Source organism: Stenotrophomonas sp. Steno-C18 (assembly GCF_056393195.1).
This window is the reverse complement of record NZ_JBWJOX010000007.1, coordinates 117,727-133,323: the sequence shown is the minus strand read 5'-3', so window position 1 is coordinate 133,323 and position 15,597 is coordinate 117,727. Positions and strand designations below refer to the sequence as shown.

The 15,597-nt window shown below is 69.3% G+C and carries 11 protein-coding genes; 10 read left to right on the top strand and 1 reads right to left on the bottom strand.

What is annotated here, in order from left to right; genetic code table 11:
- Window positions 1–11 precede the first annotated feature (11 nt).
- The 8 genes from AC06FE_RS15075 (at window position 12) to AC06FE_RS15040 (ending at window position 11,352) form a co-directional block, all read left to right on the top strand.
- The gene (locus AC06FE_RS15075) at window positions 12–1,007 is read left to right on the top strand and encodes a carbohydrate kinase family protein (protein ID WP_192287850.1); all 996 of its coding nucleotides are present in this window, start codon (window positions 12–14) and stop codon (window positions 1,005–1,007) included.
- A complete protein-coding gene (locus AC06FE_RS15070; protein WP_478073503.1) occupies window positions 1,004–2,242 on the top strand; it encodes an AGE family epimerase/isomerase in 1,239 nt (412 codons plus the stop codon). Before AC06FE_RS15075 ends, AC06FE_RS15070 begins: the two co-directional genes overlap by 4 nt.
- A gap of 144 nt (window positions 2,243–2,386) precedes the next feature.
- Window positions 2,387–5,095, top strand: coding sequence for a beta-mannosidase (locus tag AC06FE_RS15065; RefSeq protein ID WP_478073502.1), 2,709 nt, complete (start codon window positions 2,387–2,389; stop codon window positions 5,093–5,095).
- Window positions 5,095–6,531 (top strand): glycoside hydrolase family 47 protein, encoded by a 1,437-nt coding sequence (locus AC06FE_RS15060; RefSeq protein ID WP_478073501.1) that lies wholly within the window; start codon window positions 5,095–5,097, stop codon window positions 6,529–6,531. The genes AC06FE_RS15065 and AC06FE_RS15060 overlap by 1 nt, the downstream gene beginning before the upstream one ends.
- 196 nt (window positions 6,532–6,727) lie before the next feature.
- Window positions 6,728–7,384 carry a response regulator gene (locus AC06FE_RS15055; RefSeq protein ID WP_478073500.1) on the top strand — a complete coding sequence of 219 codons (657 nt, stop codon included), beginning with the start codon at window positions 6,728–6,730 and terminating at the stop codon, window positions 7,382–7,384.
- Window positions 7,381–9,207 (top strand): sensor histidine kinase, encoded by a 1,827-nt coding sequence (locus tag AC06FE_RS15050; RefSeq protein ID WP_478073499.1) that lies wholly within the window; start codon window positions 7,381–7,383, stop codon window positions 9,205–9,207. The genes AC06FE_RS15055 and AC06FE_RS15050 overlap by 4 nt, the downstream gene beginning before the upstream one ends.
- 362 nt (window positions 9,208–9,569) lie before the next feature.
- Entirely contained in the window at window positions 9,570–11,048 is a 1,479-nt protein-coding gene (locus tag AC06FE_RS15045; RefSeq protein WP_478073498.1) for a hypothetical protein, read from the top strand.
- A 34-nt stretch (window positions 11,049–11,082) separates the two neighbouring features.
- Complete coding sequence (locus tag AC06FE_RS15040) at window positions 11,083–11,352, top strand: hypothetical protein (RefSeq protein WP_478073497.1); 270 nt, start codon at window positions 11,083–11,085, stop codon at window positions 11,350–11,352.
- An 11-nt stretch (window positions 11,353–11,363) separates the two neighbouring features.
- On the opposite strand, the gene AC06FE_RS15035 is transcribed toward AC06FE_RS15040, so the two are convergent.
- Complete coding sequence (locus AC06FE_RS15035; protein WP_478073496.1) at window positions 11,364–13,559, bottom strand: primosomal protein N'; 2,196 nt, start codon at window positions 13,557–13,559, stop codon at window positions 11,364–11,366.
- Between the two features lie 427 nt (window positions 13,560–13,986).
- Between AC06FE_RS15035 and AC06FE_RS15030 the strand changes: the two genes are divergently transcribed.
- Window positions 13,987–14,982, top strand: a complete 996-nt coding sequence (locus AC06FE_RS15030; RefSeq protein WP_478073495.1) for a hypothetical protein — start codon at window positions 13,987–13,989, stop codon at window positions 14,980–14,982.
- A complete protein-coding gene (locus tag AC06FE_RS15025) occupies window positions 14,969–15,535 on the top strand; it encodes a DUF3106 domain-containing protein (RefSeq protein ID WP_478073494.1) in 567 nt (188 codons plus the stop codon). The genes AC06FE_RS15030 and AC06FE_RS15025 overlap by 14 nt, the downstream gene beginning before the upstream one ends.
- Window positions 15,536–15,597 lie beyond the last annotated feature (62 nt).

Genomic DNA, 15,597 nt, shown 5'->3' with positions numbered 1-15,597 from the left:
ACTGAGGCCAGATGGGCAAGATTGTTTGTTTCGGCGAAATTTTGATCGATCTACTCGCGCAGCCGCCGGCCACGCCGGATACCCCGCGCGCGTTCCTGCAGTACGCCGGTGGCGCGCCGGCCAACGTCGCGGTGGCCGCCGCGCGGCTGGGTGCCAGCAGCCATTTCGCCGGCATGCTGGGCCGCGACATGTTTGGTGACTTCCTCGCCGAGAGCCTGGCGCAGGCCGGCGTGGCGACCGACTGCGTGGTGCGTACCGATGCGGCCAAGACCGCGCTGGCGTTCGTGGCGCTGGATGCTGCGGGCGAGCGCAGCTTCAGCTTCTATCGTCCGCCGGCGGCGGACCTGCTGTTCCGTGACGCGCATTTCGTGCCGGCCTGCTTCGACGGGACGGCCTGCTTCCACGTTTGCTCCAACAGCCTGACCGAGCCGGCCATTGCCGCGGCCACCTACGCCGGCATGGACCGCGCGCGCGCGGCCGGTGCCATGGTCAGCCTGGACCTCAACTTGCGCCCGGCGCTGTGGCCGGCCGATGCCGATCCCACGCCGTGGCTGTGGCAGGCGCTGGAGCGTGCCGACCTGGTCAAGCTTTCGCGCGAGGAACTGGACTACCTGGCCGCGCCGCTGGGCGAGGATGGCGAAGCCCGGGTGATCGCGCGCCTGCTGGCCGCGCGTGCCGGTTGGGTGATCATCACCGACGGCGCCGCGCCGCTGCGATGGCATACCCGGCACGGCCATGGCCAGGTGCCCAGCTTCAAGGTGGCGACCGTGGATACCACTGCGGCCGGCGATGCCTTCGTCGGCGGAGTGCTGGTGGCGATGAGCGAGCGCGAGGGGTCCGGCCAGGGCTTTGCCGCGTTCTGCGCCAACCCGCAGGCCATCACCGATACCCTGCGCTTCGGTGCCGCCGTCGGCGCGCTGGCGGTCACCCGCAAGGGCGCGTTCGCCGCGATGCCCGACCGTGCCGAAGTGCACCACCTGCTGCAGCAACAGGAGCAAACCGCATGACCACCGCATCGCCCGCGTTCCGCTCGCCGGAGTTCCTGCGCGCCCACATCGCCAGGACGATGGCGTTCTACCACCCGCACTGCATCGACCCGAACGGCGGCTTCTTCCACTACTACCTGGACGACGGCACGGTGTATGACGCCAGCCACCGCCACCTGGTCAGCAGCACGCGCTTCGTCTTCAACTATGCGATGGCCTACCGCGAGTTCGGCAACGCCGAATACCTGGCCGCGGTGAAGCACGGCGTGGACTACCTGCGCAACGTGCACCGCAACCCGGCCACCGGCGGCTACGCCTGGACCCTGCGCGATGGCAAGGTCGAGGACGACATGAACCACTGCTACGGCCTGGCCTTCGTGCTGCTGGCCTACAGCTGTGCGCTGAAAGCCGGCATCGCGCAGGGCCGGGAATGGATGGACGAGACCTGGCAGCTGCTGGAGCGGCACTTCTGGGAAGCGCCGCACGGCCTGTACCGCGACGAGGCCGATGCGCAGTGGAACTTCACCGGCTACCGCGGCCAGAACGCCAACATGCACATGTGCGAGGCGATGCTGGCCGCGTTCGAAGCCAGCGGCGAGCAGCGCTACCTGGACCGTGCGCTGCAGCTGGCCGACAACATGACCCGCCGCCAGGCAGCCAAGGCCGGTGGCCTGGTGTGGGAGCACTACGACACCGCGTGGAACATCGACTGGGATTACAACCTGGACAATCCCAAGCACCTGTTCCGCCCGTGGGGCTTCCAGCCCGGCCACCAGACCGAGTGGGCCAAGCTGCTGATGATCCTGGACCGCCACGTGCAGGCCGATTGGCTGGTACCGACCGCACGCCACCTGTTCGACGTGGCGGTGGCCAATTCCTGGGACGCCACGCGCGGTGGCCTGTATTACGGCTTCGCGCCGGAAGCCCGCCGCCAGCCGGACATGCACGGTGCGCCGATCGGCACCGACAGCTTCGTCTGCGACGACGACAAGTACTTCTGGGTGCAGGCCGAGTCGCTGGCCGCGGCCGCGTTGCTGGCCCAGCGCACCGGCGACGATGCCTACTGGCAGTGGTACGAGCGGCTGTGGGCGTACTCGTGGGAACACATGGTCGACCACACCTACGGTGCCTGGTTCCGGATCCTGGACGCCGACAACCACAAGTACAGCAACGAGAAGAGCCCGGCCGGCAAGACCGATTACCACACCATGGGTGCCTGCCACGAAGTGTTGAACGTGGTGCGTGGCGCGCACTGAGCAGCACTGAACAGCGGACGCCTGCGTGACTGCGGGCGTCCGGGCATCACCGGCAATCCCCACGGCGCCCCGGTGCCGTGGATGCAATGAACGACACGCCGGCAGGCGTGGCCCTCCCGCAACCGGCAGCACGAAGGAGCTCGCATGCAGTACGTGCGCACGAAATTTGGATCGATACAAAATCGTTTCATCCGGTTCGGTGGGCTGGCCCTGCTGGTGGTGTCGTGCACCGTGGCGGGCGTTGCGTCGGCGGCTCCCCTGCAGGCGCAGTGGAGCTTCCGGCTGCTGCCGGGCGATGCGCAGTTGCAGGCCCATCCGGGGCTGGATGCGTGGCGGCCGGCACAGGTGCCGGGCAGCGTGCATACCGACCTGCAGGCCGCCGGCGCGATTGGTGATCCCTACGTCGGCGCGGCCGAGGCCGGCCTGCAGTGGATCGGCCTGGGCGACTGGGAATACCGCGCCCGTTTCGACGTGGAGGCGACCACGCTCAAGCGCCGCCATGCCGAACTGCGCTTCGACGGCTTGGATACGTTTGCCGAGGTCAGCCTCAACGGTGCGCCACTGCTGCGCGCCGACAATGCCCACCGCACCTGGCGCGCGCGCGTCGATGGGCGGCTGAAGGCCACCGGCAACGAGCTGCGCATCGTGTTCCGCTCGCCGATCCGCACGTTGCTGCCGCAGGTGCAGGCGATGCCGCACAAGATTGCCGGCAACTATCCCTCGCCCTACGGCGACGAGCCGAAGGACGCGATGGTCGGCAACTTCGCGCGCAAGCCGGCCTACCACTTCGGCTGGGACTGGGGCCCGCGCTACGTCACCGCCGGTGTCTGGCGCGCGGTGCAGCTGTCCAGCTGGGATGACAACCGCATCACCGACCTGGCGGTGCGCACCGACGCGCTGGACGAGGCACATGCCGCGCTGATGGTGCTGCTGCAGGTCGAGCAAAGCGACGCCGCCGGCAGCGCCAGCGTGGCCGTGGATGTGCTGGACCCGGACGGAAAGCGCGTGCAGCGCATCGAGCGGAAGGTGATGCTGCGCCCCGGCAACAACGGCCTGCAGCTGCCGGTGAGCATCGCGCAGCCGCGTCGCTGGTGGCCGGTGGGGCAGGGCGCGCAGGACCGCTACACGGTGCAGGCGCGGGTCGAGGGTGGCCGTAGCGATGAACAGCAGGCGCGCCTGCGCACCGGGTTGCGCACGGTGGAGCTGCGCCGTGAGAACGATGCACAGGGCGGGCAGGGCTTCGCCTTCGTCATCAACGGTGTGCCGGTGTTCGCCAAGGGTGCCAACGTGATCCCGTTCGAGGCGTTCCCGGCGCGGGTCACACGCGAACGCCTGCGTCGCGACCTGCAGGCCGCGCGCGATGCCAACATGAACATGCTGCGCAACTGGGGCGGTGGCTACTACGAGGATGATGCGTTCTTCGACATCGCCGACGAGCTCGGCCTGCTGGTCTGGCAGGACTTCATGTTCGGCGGCGGCATGCAGCCCGGCTACGACCCGGCGTTCCGCGCCAGCGTGGTGGCCGAGGCGCGCGACAACGTGCGCCGGCTGCGCCACCACCCCAGCATCGTGCTGTGGTGTGGCAACAACGAGGAAGAAACCGCGTGGAAGGACTGGGGCCACGGCAAGGACCTGACCGCCGCCGACCCGGTGTTCGCGGCCAAGGTCTGGCAGGGCTACGTGGACCTGTTCGGTACCGACCTGCGCGCCGTGGTGGCCGAGGAAGGCCTGGGCGTGCCGTACTGGTCCAGCTCGCCGAGCAACGACCTCGATGCCAAGGCCAATGATTCCACCCGCGGCGACAAGCACTACTGGCAGGTCTGGGGCAACCCGGCATTGCCGGTGACCGCCTACCTGCGCGAGACGCCGCGCTTCATGTCCGAGTACGGGCTGCAGGCGTGGCCGCAACAATCCACCATCGACGCCTTCGCGACCGGCCAGGAACAGCAGATCGACGGCCCGGTGATCCAGGCGCACCAGAAGTTCATGGCCGGCAAGGGCAACGAGCGGCTGCTGCACTACATCCAGATGGAGTACGGCACGCCGCGTTCGTTCGCCGACTTCGTCTACCTGAGCCAGGTGATGCAGGCCGAGGGCATCGCGCTGGCGGCGTTGCACCACCGCGCCTCGCGGCCGTACACGATGGGATCGCTGTACTGGCAGCTCAACGATGTCTGGCCCGGTGCGTCGTGGTCGAGCGTGGACTACTACGGCCACTGGAAGGCGCTGCACTTCCATGCGCGGCGCTTCTTCGCCGATGTCGCGGTGGCGGCGCTGCGTGACGAGGGCGTGACCCGGGTCAGCCTGCTCAATGACGGCCGCAGCGCGCTGCAGGCGCAGCTACGGATCCGCGTGCTCGATGTCGACGGCAGGCAGCTCCACCAGCAGCAACAGGCGGTGACGCTGGCCGCGCAGGCGGCCACCGAGGTCGCGCGCCTGAGCGATGCCGCGCTGCTGCAGGGGGCCGACCCCCGGCGCAGCCTGGCCGTGTTCGAGCTGCAGCAGGGCGATACGGTCATCGCCGAGCGGGTCGTCTATTTCGCCGCCGCCAAGGACCAGCCGCTGGCGGCCGGGCAGGTGGCCAGCGCGCTCGTCGCGCAGGGCGACCATTACCTGCTGCGCCTGCGCAGCCCCTCACTGGCGCGTGCGCTGTGGATTGATTTCGGCAACGTCGACGCGCGCGTTGAGGACAACGCCTTCGACCTGCTGCCCGCTTCCCCCCGCGACGTGGTCGTGCGCAGCCGCGCCGACCTGTCGACCCTGCGTGCCGCGCTGCGTCTGCAGACGCTGGGCGACACGCTGCACTCCACCCTTGCACCACCGCAAGACGTTCCCACTCCGAGGACCCGATGATGAACCGAGCCCTGCGCACCGCCCCGCTGGTCGCCGCCCTGATGCTGGCGCTGAGCGCCTGCAACCCGTCGCCCGCCCCGAGCGACAGCACGCCCGCCGCACCGGCCGCCGCCGCTGCCACGCCCACCCTGGCCACCGTGCCGGCCGTCGACGAGGCCGAAGCGGCACGCATGGCCGAACAGGTCCGCGAAGCCACCCGCCACGCCTGGCAGGGTTACATGCAGTACGCCAAGGGCCACGATGACCTGAAGCCGCTCAGCGCCAAGCCGCGCGACTGGTACCCGCAGCCGCTGTTGATGTCGCCGGTCGATGCCCTGGATACCCTGCTGCTGCTGGGCATGGACAAGGAAGCCAACGAAGCGCGCGAGCTGATCGTCAGCCAGCTGTCCTTCGACCAGGACATCGACGTGCAGAACTTCGAGGTCACCATCCGCCTGCTGGGTGGCCTGCTGTCGGCCTACCAGATGACCAACGACGAGCGCCTGCTCAAGCTCGCCGATGACCTGGGCACCCGCCTGTCGCCGGTGTTCGACAGCCCCACCGGCCTGCCGTACACCCACGTCAACCTGCGCACCGGCAAGACCAGCGGCACCATCAGCAACCCGGCCGAGACCGGCACGCTGCTGCTGGAGTTCGGCACCCTGGCCAAGCTCACCGGCAAGCAGGAGTACTACGACAAGGCCAAGCGCGCGCTGGTGGAAACCCACAACCGCCGCTCCAAGATCGGCCTGGTCGGCCTGAACATCAACGTCGAGACCGGCGAGTGGACCAACACCGACGCCTCCATCGCCGGCGGTATCGACTCGTACTACGAGTACCTGCTCAAGTGCTGGAAGCTGTTCGGCGACGAGGACTGCAAGCGCATGTGGGACGAGAGCATCGGCCCGCTGAACCAGTACCTGGCCGACGAGGTGCGTGAAGGCGAGCTGTGGTACGGCCACGCCGACATGAACACCGGCGCGCGCACCTCCACCACCTACGGCGCGCTGGATGCGTTCATGCCGGGCCTGCTCGCGCTGGGCGGCGACCTGGACCGCGCCAAGCGCCTGCAGGAGTCCAACCTGAAGATGTGGCGCCTGCACGGCATCGAGCCGGAGTCGCTGGACTACGCGGCGATGGAAGTACGCTCGCCGGGCTACGCGCTGCGTCCGGAGATCGTCGAGTCGGCCTACTACCTGCACCACTACACCGGTGACACCCGCTACCGCGGCATGGGCAAGGAGTTCTTCGACGACTTCGTCAAGCACACCCGCACCGAGCACGGCTTTGCCGCGCTGAAGGATGTGCGCAGCAAGGAGAAGGACGACTCGATGGAGAGCTTCCTGTTCGCCGAGACCTTCAAGTACTACTACCTGCTGTTCGCGCCGGCCAAGACCCTGGACTTCGACGGCGTGGTGTTCAACACCGAAGCACACCCGCTGCGGAAGACCTGGTAAAGCGAAAGCGACCCTCACCCCACCCCCGCTCCCGCAGGCGGGGGTGGGGTTCAGATCTGCATCGGCTTTCTGCTCAAAGCCCCTCTCCCGCCTGCGGGGGAGGGGGTGGAGGGCGCGCTCATTCATCCGGGCAGGCACGAGACTTGCCGTAAGAGCGCGCTAAACTCCACCGCAACGGGGAGCGAGGCGGGCGCTGATGGAGTTGTCTTCCATCCTGATTGTCGATGATGACGCGGCGTCGCTGGCGCGGCTGGCACGGCTCGTGGCCGAACTGCTGGACCCGCAGCCGGTGCGGCTCCGGACCGCCGCCAACCTTGCCGATGCCCGCGACCTGCTGCAGCGCGAATCCTTCGCGCTGGCGTTGGTGGACATGCAGCTGCCCGACGGCACCGGCACCGATCTGATCGCGTGGATGCAGCAGCAGGTCACGCAGGCGCAGGCGGTGATCGTGTCCGCGTTCGCCGAGGAAGAGGCGATCTTCGCCGCGCTGCGTGCCGGTGCGGTGGGCTACCTGCTCAAGGACCGCGATGACATCGAGCTGCGCGTGGCGTTGCGCAGCCTGCAGCGTGGCGGCGCACCGATCGACCCGATGATCGCCCGGCGCATCCTTGCCTTCGTGCCCGCGGCGACACCCACGGCACCTGCTCCGGCGGCCAGCGTGCCGCTGTCTGAACGCGAGCTGGGCATCCTCGGGCTGGTCGCGCAGGGCTACGGCAACCGCGAGATCGCCGAGCTGCTCAGCCTGTCGCGCCTGACCATCGAGGCGCATACCCGCAACATCTACCGCAAGCTGGCCGTCGGTTCGCGCACCGCGGCGGTGTTCGAGGCGCGCGTGCTCGGGCTGCTGCCATGATCCGCGGGCTGCTGGGCCTGCTGTTGCTGCTGGTGATGGGGGGCGCGCTGGCCGCTCCGCCGGCGGTGGCGCGCATCGTGCAGGCCGAAGCGGTGCGCAGCGGCTGGGAGGCGCAGGCGCCACCGTTGCAGGGGTGGGAGCCGGTGACCCTGGCCGACCAATGGCAGGCGCGCTGGCCCGACCACGACGGCGTGGTCTGGTACCGGCTGCGCTGGCAGCAGGGCGATGCCGGCGAACCCACCGGCCTGCTGCTGGACTACACCTGCCTGGCCGCGGCGGTCTACCTCAACGGCAGCCTGATCGACCGCGATCCGTCGCTGGTCGAACCGTTGTCGCGCAGCTGGCATGTGCCGCGCTACTACCTGCTGCAGTCGCCATTGCTGCGGCAGGGTGAGAACGAACTGCTGGTGCGGGTGTCGGGGCGGGCGGCGTACCAGCCATCGTTCGGCGTGGTCGACGTGGGTGATGCCGCCGTGCTGCAGGCACGCTACCGGCAGGAAGTACGCGTGCGGCATGACCTGCAGCTGCTCGATACCGCCATCGGCTTCGTGCTGGCCGGCGTGATCGGCCTGTTCTGGCTGCTGCGGCGCAAGGAGGCGATGTACGGCTGGTATGCGCTGAGCGCGGTGTTCGGGCGCATGTACGACACCAACTTCGTGGCCACCAGCCCGTGGCCGTTTTCCACCACCGATGGCTGGCAGGCCTTCATCGCTGGTTGCTACGTGGTGGCTGCGGCGGCGCACACCGTGTTCCTGCTGCGCTTCAGCGAGCGACGCTGGCCACGCTTCGAGCGCGTGCTGATGGGCCTGGCGGCGGTGGCGATGGCGGCGGCGCTGCTGTGGCCGCAGTGGATGGGGCCGCACCGCAACCTCTACCTGGTGCCGCTCATCGCCTTCCTGTACGTGGTGTCGTTCACCTTCATGGGCTATGCGCTGCGCAGTGGCCGTCGTGACGCGCAGGTGCTGGCCTTGTGCATCGTCCTGCCGATCCTGGTGTCGCTGCACGACCTGGGCGTGTACATGGGCTGGTACGGCGGGGTCAGTTACCTGGGATCCTTCACCTCGCCGTTGATGCTGCTGGGCATGGGCTTCGTGCTGGCCTACCGTTTCGCCAACACGATGAAACGCGTGGAAGGGTTCAACGCCGAGCTGCGCCATGAAGTACAGCAGGCCACGTCCCAGCTGTCGGAAACCCTGAACGCGCAGCATGCGCTGGAGCTGGCGCACAGCCGCGCCGGCGAGCGTCTGCAGTTGGTGCGCGACCTGCACGATGGTTTCGGCGGCACCCTGGTCGGGGCGATCGCGCGGTTGGAGCAGGCCCCGCAGGAGATGCCGCGTTCCAAGGTGATCGAACTGCTGCGCGAGATGCGCGACGACCTGCGCCTGGTGATCGACAGCACCGCACGCGAGCATGCCGACCTGGCCGAGATGCTGGTGCCCTTGCGGCACCGCGCCAGCACCCTGCTGGAAGCCGGCGGCATCGATACCTACTGGCACCTGCAGGACCTGCGCGGGGTGGAACTGGGCGCCTCACGCAGCCTGGACCTGCTGCGGCTGATGCAGGAAGCCCTGACCAACGCGTTCAAGCATGCCCGTGCGACACGGGTGGACATCACCCTGCGACGGGACGGTGACCGGCTGCAGCTGCAGATCGACGACGACGGCATCGGCCTGCCGGCGACCGTCCCAGGCAGGGCAGTGGGCGGCGCCGGCATGGCCAGCATGCAGCTGCGGGCCAGGCGCATGGGCGGTGACCTGCAGGTGGGTCCGGCCGATGACCGGAACGGAACCCGCGTACAGCTGGAGCTCGACCTCGCCCGTTGATCCGCGTCCTAAGGACACCTGCGTACCTGATTTCGTGGATGCTGATCCTGCAACGATGGCGATAGGGTTTGCCCCTTGTTGAATCGGGGGACACCATCATGCGCGGCCGTGTCATTTCAAAGGCTGATCGAGTAGCCGCGGCACTGGCGGTCGCCGGCCTGCTCATCTTGTTCCCATCGCTGCCTGCTGATGCAGCCGAAGTGGTCGGTGGAACCACGCCAACGGCCCCCTGCACTCAGGATGCAAGTACCGGTGCCCTGGCCTGCCTGGACGGCAGTCGGGTGGGCGGTGACGGTGCGTCTGGGCCATACCAGCTCGGTTACTCCAGTTCGGCCGGCGGCTTGGGAAATGCGACGGGCAACATGGCGATCGGCAAGGGCAGCTCGGTCGGCATGGGCGGGCAAGGTGCCAACGGGACGGCCGGTGGGAGCGGTGGGGTGGGTGGCAGCGGTGGAGGCTACAACCTCGCCTTTGGTGCCGGCAGCAGCGCCGGCAATGGCGGTAAGGCCGGCGACGGCAGTGCCGGCGGCACCGGCGGAGATGGTGGTGCCGGCGGAAACTACAACATCGCTCTGGGCGATGGCAGCGAGGCGGGCAACGGCGGCGATGGCAAGGAAGGCTGTTGTGGCTTCAAGGGCACGTCTGGCACCGCAGGTACGGACAACAACGTGGCCATCGGCAGGAATGCCAAGGCAACGGGCGGCAGTTCAGTTGCACTGGGGGCGGGCAGCACCGATGCCGGCCTGGCCAACGTGGTGTCGGTCGGTTCGGCCAGCCAGCAACGGCGCGTCGTCAACGTTGCCGCCGGCGTTGCCGCCACCGATGCCGCCAATGTGGGCCAGCTCACCGCGCTGGGCACGTCGTTGAATGCGAACCTGGGTGGGGTCGCGGCCTGGCTGGGCGGTGGGGCCGCTTACAGCGGCGGCGTGTTCACCGCGCCGACCTTCGCCGTCCAGGGCAACAGCTACGGCAATGTCGGTGCCGCGCTGTCGGCCATCGATACCCAGCTCACCGCGATCAAGGGCCGCGCGGACCTGGCGGTGTACTACGACGACGCCAGCAAGGCCTCGCTGACGCTTGACGGCGGCTCCGGCTCCGGCTCGGGTTCGGGGGGAACATCGGGGGGGACCCAGGTGGCGGGCGTGGCCGATGGCACCGCCGCCGACCATGCAGTCAACAAGGGGCAGATGGATGCGGGGGATGCGGCCGCCATCGACGCGGCCGGGAATTACACCGATACCCGTGAAGCCGCGATCCGCACGGACATGGCCACCGCCGACGCCAACGTGCTGTCCTCGGCCAAGGCGCATGCCGACAGCGGTGATGCAGCCACCCTGGCGGCGGCCAACGGTCATACCGACAACCGTGAAGCCGCGATCCGCACGGACATGGCCACCGCCGACGCCAACGTGCTGTCCTCGGCCAAGGCGCATGCCGACAGCGGTGATGCCACCACGCTGCAGTCGGCCCGCAGCTACGCCGATGGCACCGCCAGCCAGGCCGTCGCCGCCGCGAACAGCTATACCGACAGCCGTTTCGAGGCCGTGGACCTGCAGTTCGACGGGTTGCGGCGGGAGATGGATGACCGCTTCACCCGCCAGGACCGTCGCATCGACCGGATGGGCGCGATGAGCAGCGCGATGCTCAACATGGCGGTGAATGCGGCGGGTTCGCAGAGCAATGGCGGGCGCGTTTCGGTCGGCGCGGGTTTCCAGGGCAGCGAGAAGGCCCTGTCGATCGGCTACGGCCGCAAGCTCGGTGCGCGCGGCTCGTTCTCGCTGGGGGGCGCATTCAGTGGCAGCGAGAAATCAGGCGGTATCGGCTTCGGCGTGGATCTGTAGGTCGTTCGATCCGCGCCAGCGATGCGGGGGCGTCATGAACACTTTCAGGTGCATGGTCCAGGCACGTCGTGCCGAGGGCGCGCCGGGCCGGCAGAACAACGCGTGGCGCGCGTGCAGCCCGATCCGCTGGCCCGCCGCGGGGCCGGTTGCAGGTGCATGGCTGGTCCACGACCCGGACCTGCGGCGCTGCATCGAGCGCGATGCGAACCGGGATGCCTGGCGCACGGTGATCGCGCAGCAGCAGGCGTTCGCCTCGGTGATCACCCGCATGGAGGCCGCCGCGGCGTCCTCCATTGGCGGTTGAACGCTGCCACGTCAGTACAGGTCCATCGGGTCGACATCCAGCGACCAGCGCACGCGCCGCGCCTGCGGCAACGCATACACCTGTGGCATCAGCCCATCCAGCAGGCCATGCAGGGGCCGCCGCTGCGTGGCTGACAGCAGCAACTGGGTGCGCTGGAATCCCGCCCGCCGCGGCATCGGTGCCGGCATCGGGCCATAACGCTCGACGACGCTCTCGGTGGGGACCAACTGCTTCACCGCGGCCAGGAAGGCATTGGCCTGTTCCACCTGCTTGGCCTCGGCGCGCAGCAATGCCAGGTGCGCGAACGGTGGAAAGCTCGCAGCCTCGCGTTGCACCAGCTCGGCTTCGGCGAAGGCGTGGTAGCCGCCGTTGACCAGCGTGTGCAGCAGCGCATTGTCCGGGTGGTGGGTCTGCAGCCAGACCTCGCCGGGGCGGTCGGCGCGGCCGGCGCGGCCGGCGACCTGGATCAGCTGCTGGGCCAGCTTCTCGCTGGCGCGGAAGTCGGCCGAGAACAGGCCTTCATCGATGCCGACCACCACCACCAGGGTCAGCTTGGGCAGGTCGTGGCCCTTGGCCAGGATCTGCGTGCCGACCAGGATGCCGGGCTGCTCGCCCAGCGTGGCCAGGGTCTGCTCCAGCGCGTCGCGTCGCGCGGTGGTACCACGGTCGATGCGCAGCACCGGGTACTCGGGGAACAGCTGCAGCAGGCGTTCTTCCAGCCGCTCGGTGCCGATGCCCTGCGGCTGCAGGGCCAAGCTGCCGCAGTCCGGGCAGGCCAGCGGCACCGGTTGGCGCGCGCCGCAGTGGTGGCACTGCAGCCGTCGGCCCGCGCCGTGCACGGTCATCGGCGTGCTGTGCAGGGGCGTGCTGCAGCGCTTGCAGGGCGCGGTCCAGCCACAGTCATGGCAGAGCAGCACCGGTGCATAGCCGCGGCGGTTCTTGAACACCAGCACCTGGTTGCCGGCCTGCAGGTGCTGGCCGATGCCGGCCAGCACTTCGGGCGAGAGGCCATCCTGCAGTGGCCGCTTGCGCACGTCGTAGATGCGCACGCCCGGTGGCTTGGCGTCGCCGGCGCGCTGCTTCAGGCGCAGGTGCGTGTAACGTCCGCTGCGCGCGTTGTGCAGCGATTCCAACGAGGGCGTGGCACTGCCCAGCACCACCGGCACGTCCAATGCCTTGCCACGCACCAGCGCGAAATCACGGGCGTGGTAACGGATGCCGTCCTGCTGCTTGTAGCTGCCATCGTGCTCCTCGTCGATGACGATCAGGCCCGGCTGCGGCAACGGGATGAACACCGCCGAGCGCGTGCCGACGATCACCCGCGCCTCGCCGCGTGAGGCTGCCGCCCAGACCCGCGCACGCTCGTTGTCGTTCAGGCCCGAATGCAGCGCATGCACCGGGATGCCCAGTCGCTTGCGGAAGCGCGCCAGCATCTGCGGGGTCAGGCCGATTTCCGGCACCAGTACCAGCGCTTGACGGCCCTGTTCCAGGCAGCGGCTGATCGCCTGCAGGTAGACCTCGGTCTTGCCGCTGCCGGTGACGCCGTCGAGCAGGAACGGCTGGAAGCCGGGCGCCGCGGCGATGGCATCGATGGCCAGTTGCTGCTGCGGGTTCGGGACCGGCCCGGGATGCAGGTGCGGTACCGGCACCTGCGCTGGCACCTCGATGCGATGGGCGAAGTCACGCTTGGCCAGCGCGCGGGCGGCGCTGCGCCAGTCCTCGAGCAGGTCGTCGAGGCGGTCCTCGTTGACCGCGCCGTCCTGCAGCACCTGGGCCAGGCGCTGCGGGCGGGTGCCGGCGCGCAGGCGGGACAGCCCGGTGCGCCCGGCCTCGGTCAGCTGCCACGCCCAGCCATGGGTAGCGGGCAGCGGTTCGCCGCGGCGCAGGGGCGCCGGCAGCGCGGTGGCGATCACTTCACCCACTGGTGCGTGGGTGTAGCGGGCCAGCCACAGCAGCGAGGCTGCCAGCTCGCCGGCCAGCAGCGGGGTGGGGTCGAGCCATTCCAGTGCGGCCCGCAGCGGTGCCGGGTCGTCCACCTGGCCGATGCCCTCGACCACCCCCACCAGTTCGCGCGGCCCGAACGGTACGCGCAGCCGCCGGCCGATGTCGCCCTCCACCGGAGCGGGGCTGCCATCGGGCGGAAGGTAGTCGAACAGATGCGGCAACGGCACCGGCAGGGCGATGCGCAGGGTGGGGCAGGCAGGCATGGCGGGAAGTGTAGCCGCAGCAGACCATCGCGCCGCGGCCGTTCACTTGCGTCGGTTTGTTGTGCGCGGATCCATAAATGGCATGTAAACGCTCGCCCCGATTGAGGATTTCGGCTTATCCACATTTGCTGTGGATAACTCTGTGGGTGAGCGTTGTGCTCCACGCGCTTTGGGCGATGGTTCAAGCCTCAGGGTCAACTTGGACAAAAAATCGCCACATTGTTTATTCAATGAAAATCAATGGCTTAGCCGTGAAACAAAAACGAAATGCAAGCGCGGCGAGCGCTGGACACGGCGACTGTTACCGCGTCTTGACGCTGTGCACAAGTTGCGGCACGCCATGCGCAACGCCCGTGAAGCGTATGTGCAGCGGATCGGCAGTGCGGGGCGCTCTGGGTATCATTCCGGGCATGACGGAGTTCACGTGATGGCTGCACCAGCCCCTCTTTCCCCGGCCGCAGCCAATGCCCTTTCCGCGTTCCTGCGGGGGGTGGAGCGGCGTGCGCTGGTCGTTTCCGAACTGCAGACCGGTGACTCCGGCCTGGCCGAACGCGCGGTGGCGGTTGCCATGCGCGCCTTCGTCGGCCCGGCCGCCGCGCTGCAGATGGCCGAATGGCCGGCCCGCTTCTGGGGCCTGCTGTGCAGCACCCCGCAGCTGCTCAACCCGCCGGCCAGTGGTTACTGGGAAGGCCCGCTGGGCCACCTGCAGACCCTGGCCCCGGCCGAACGGTTGGCCTTGCTGCTGCGGATCGGCGCCGGGCTGGACGAGGAAATGGCCTCGGCCGTGCTCGGCGTGGACGCTTCGGCCTATCGCCGGGCGCTGGCGGCGGCCTGTCCGCTCGACGCCGGCGGCAACCCGGATGCGGCCGGCTGGCGCGCCCTGGCCGAACAGGTGCAGGTACAGATCCGCGACCTGTCGCAGCCGCGCGTGCGCCAACTGGAACAACTGCGCGAGTCGGTGATCAGCGGCGTGCTGCCGGCCCGGCCGGCGGTTGCCAAGGCCGAACCGGCCAAGGCCGAAGACCGCCGTCCGTCGCCGCGCCGCCGCGCGCGCGCGCCGTGGAGCCTGGTGACCTGGCTGCTGCTGTGCCTGCCGCTGCTGTTGCTGGTCGCCGTGGCGCTGTGGTGGTGGCGTTCCCATTTCGGCGGTGCGGTCGATCCGCCCTCCGGGCTGGCCAGCGAGGACCCGGTGCAGGTGGAAGCGTTGCCTGACAGCAGCACCCCGGCCGGTCCTGGCCAGGACCCGCATGCCGCCGGTGACGCCGCGATGCTGGCCGATCCCGACCTGGCGGTGGCCAGCGAGGCCGACTTCCTGGCCTGGTACGCCGCCGGCGGGCCATTGCCGGTGGACGAATCTCAACCGCAGCCGAGCCGGCCGGAGCCGGCCGGCGCGGCATTGGAGACGGTCGATGCGGAGAACTGATCGCCTGCGTGCCTGCGGCGTGCTGCTGGCCCTGGCCGGTGCCGCGAGCGCGACGACACCCAACGGCCTGCCCGGGGTGCCACAGCCGGCACCGGCCAGCGCGCCCTCGGCGCAGCCGGCATGGGCGTCGATGACCCCCCAGCAGAAGCGCGACCTGCGCGCCCGCTACGCCGCCTGGCAGGCCTTGCCGGACGCCGAGAAGCTGCGCGTGCGCCGCGCCGGCGCCGCCTTGGTGGCCATGCCGGCCGCGGAGCGGCAGGCACTGCAGGCGCGTTTTGCCGGCATGGACCAGATGCACCGCGAAGGCTGGCTGCTCGGCCCGCGCCTGGGCGCGGCCTATGCGCGCCTGCAGCCGCTGCTGGGTTACCTGCCGGCAGCGCAGCGCGAGCCGATGCTCAGCCTGCTGGAGCAGCTCGATGCCGACAGCCTGGAGCAGCTGAGCCTGATCTCGCTGCGCACCCCACCGCAGGACCGGGCCGCGCTGCGCGAGGCGCTGCTGGCGGTGGCGCCGGCCCAGCGCGCGGCGTGGCTGCGCGAGAAGGTTGGCCATTGAGCAGTCGGCGGGACAGAGCATTCATGCCCCGGGCAGGGTCATGACGCCATCACCACGCTAGA

What these genes read in the sequence shown, in the direction of transcription:
- AC06FE_RS15075 (WP_192287850.1), top strand. Translation starts at nt 12, where the DNA reads ATGGGCAAGATTGTTTGTTTCGGCGAAATTTTGATCGATCTACTCGCG.
- AC06FE_RS15070 (WP_478073503.1), top strand. Translation starts at nt 1,004, where the DNA reads ATGACCACCGCATCGCCCGCGTTCCGCTCGCCGGAGTTCCTGCGCGCC.
- AC06FE_RS15065 (WP_478073502.1), top strand. Translation starts at nt 2,387, where the DNA reads ATGCAGTACGTGCGCACGAAATTTGGATCGATACAAAATCGTTTCATC.
- AC06FE_RS15060 (WP_478073501.1), top strand. Translation starts at nt 5,095, where the DNA reads ATGAACCGAGCCCTGCGCACCGCCCCGCTGGTCGCCGCCCTGATGCTG.
- AC06FE_RS15055 (WP_478073500.1), top strand. Translation starts at nt 6,728, where the DNA reads ATGGAGTTGTCTTCCATCCTGATTGTCGATGATGACGCGGCGTCGCTG.
- AC06FE_RS15050 (WP_478073499.1), top strand. Translation starts at nt 7,381, where the DNA reads ATGATCCGCGGGCTGCTGGGCCTGCTGTTGCTGCTGGTGATGGGGGGC.
- AC06FE_RS15045 (WP_478073498.1), top strand. Translation starts at nt 9,570, where the DNA reads ATGGCGATCGGCAAGGGCAGCTCGGTCGGCATGGGCGGGCAAGGTGCC.
- AC06FE_RS15040 (WP_478073497.1), top strand. Translation starts at nt 11,083, where the DNA reads ATGAACACTTTCAGGTGCATGGTCCAGGCACGTCGTGCCGAGGGCGCG.
- AC06FE_RS15035 (WP_478073496.1), bottom strand. Translation starts at nt 13,559, where the DNA reads ATGCCTGCCTGCCCCACCCTGCGCATCGCCCTGCCGGTGCCGTTGCCG.
- AC06FE_RS15030 (WP_478073495.1), top strand. Translation starts at nt 13,987, where the DNA reads ATGGCTGCACCAGCCCCTCTTTCCCCGGCCGCAGCCAATGCCCTTTCC.
- AC06FE_RS15025 (WP_478073494.1), top strand. Translation starts at nt 14,969, where the DNA reads ATGCGGAGAACTGATCGCCTGCGTGCCTGCGGCGTGCTGCTGGCCCTG.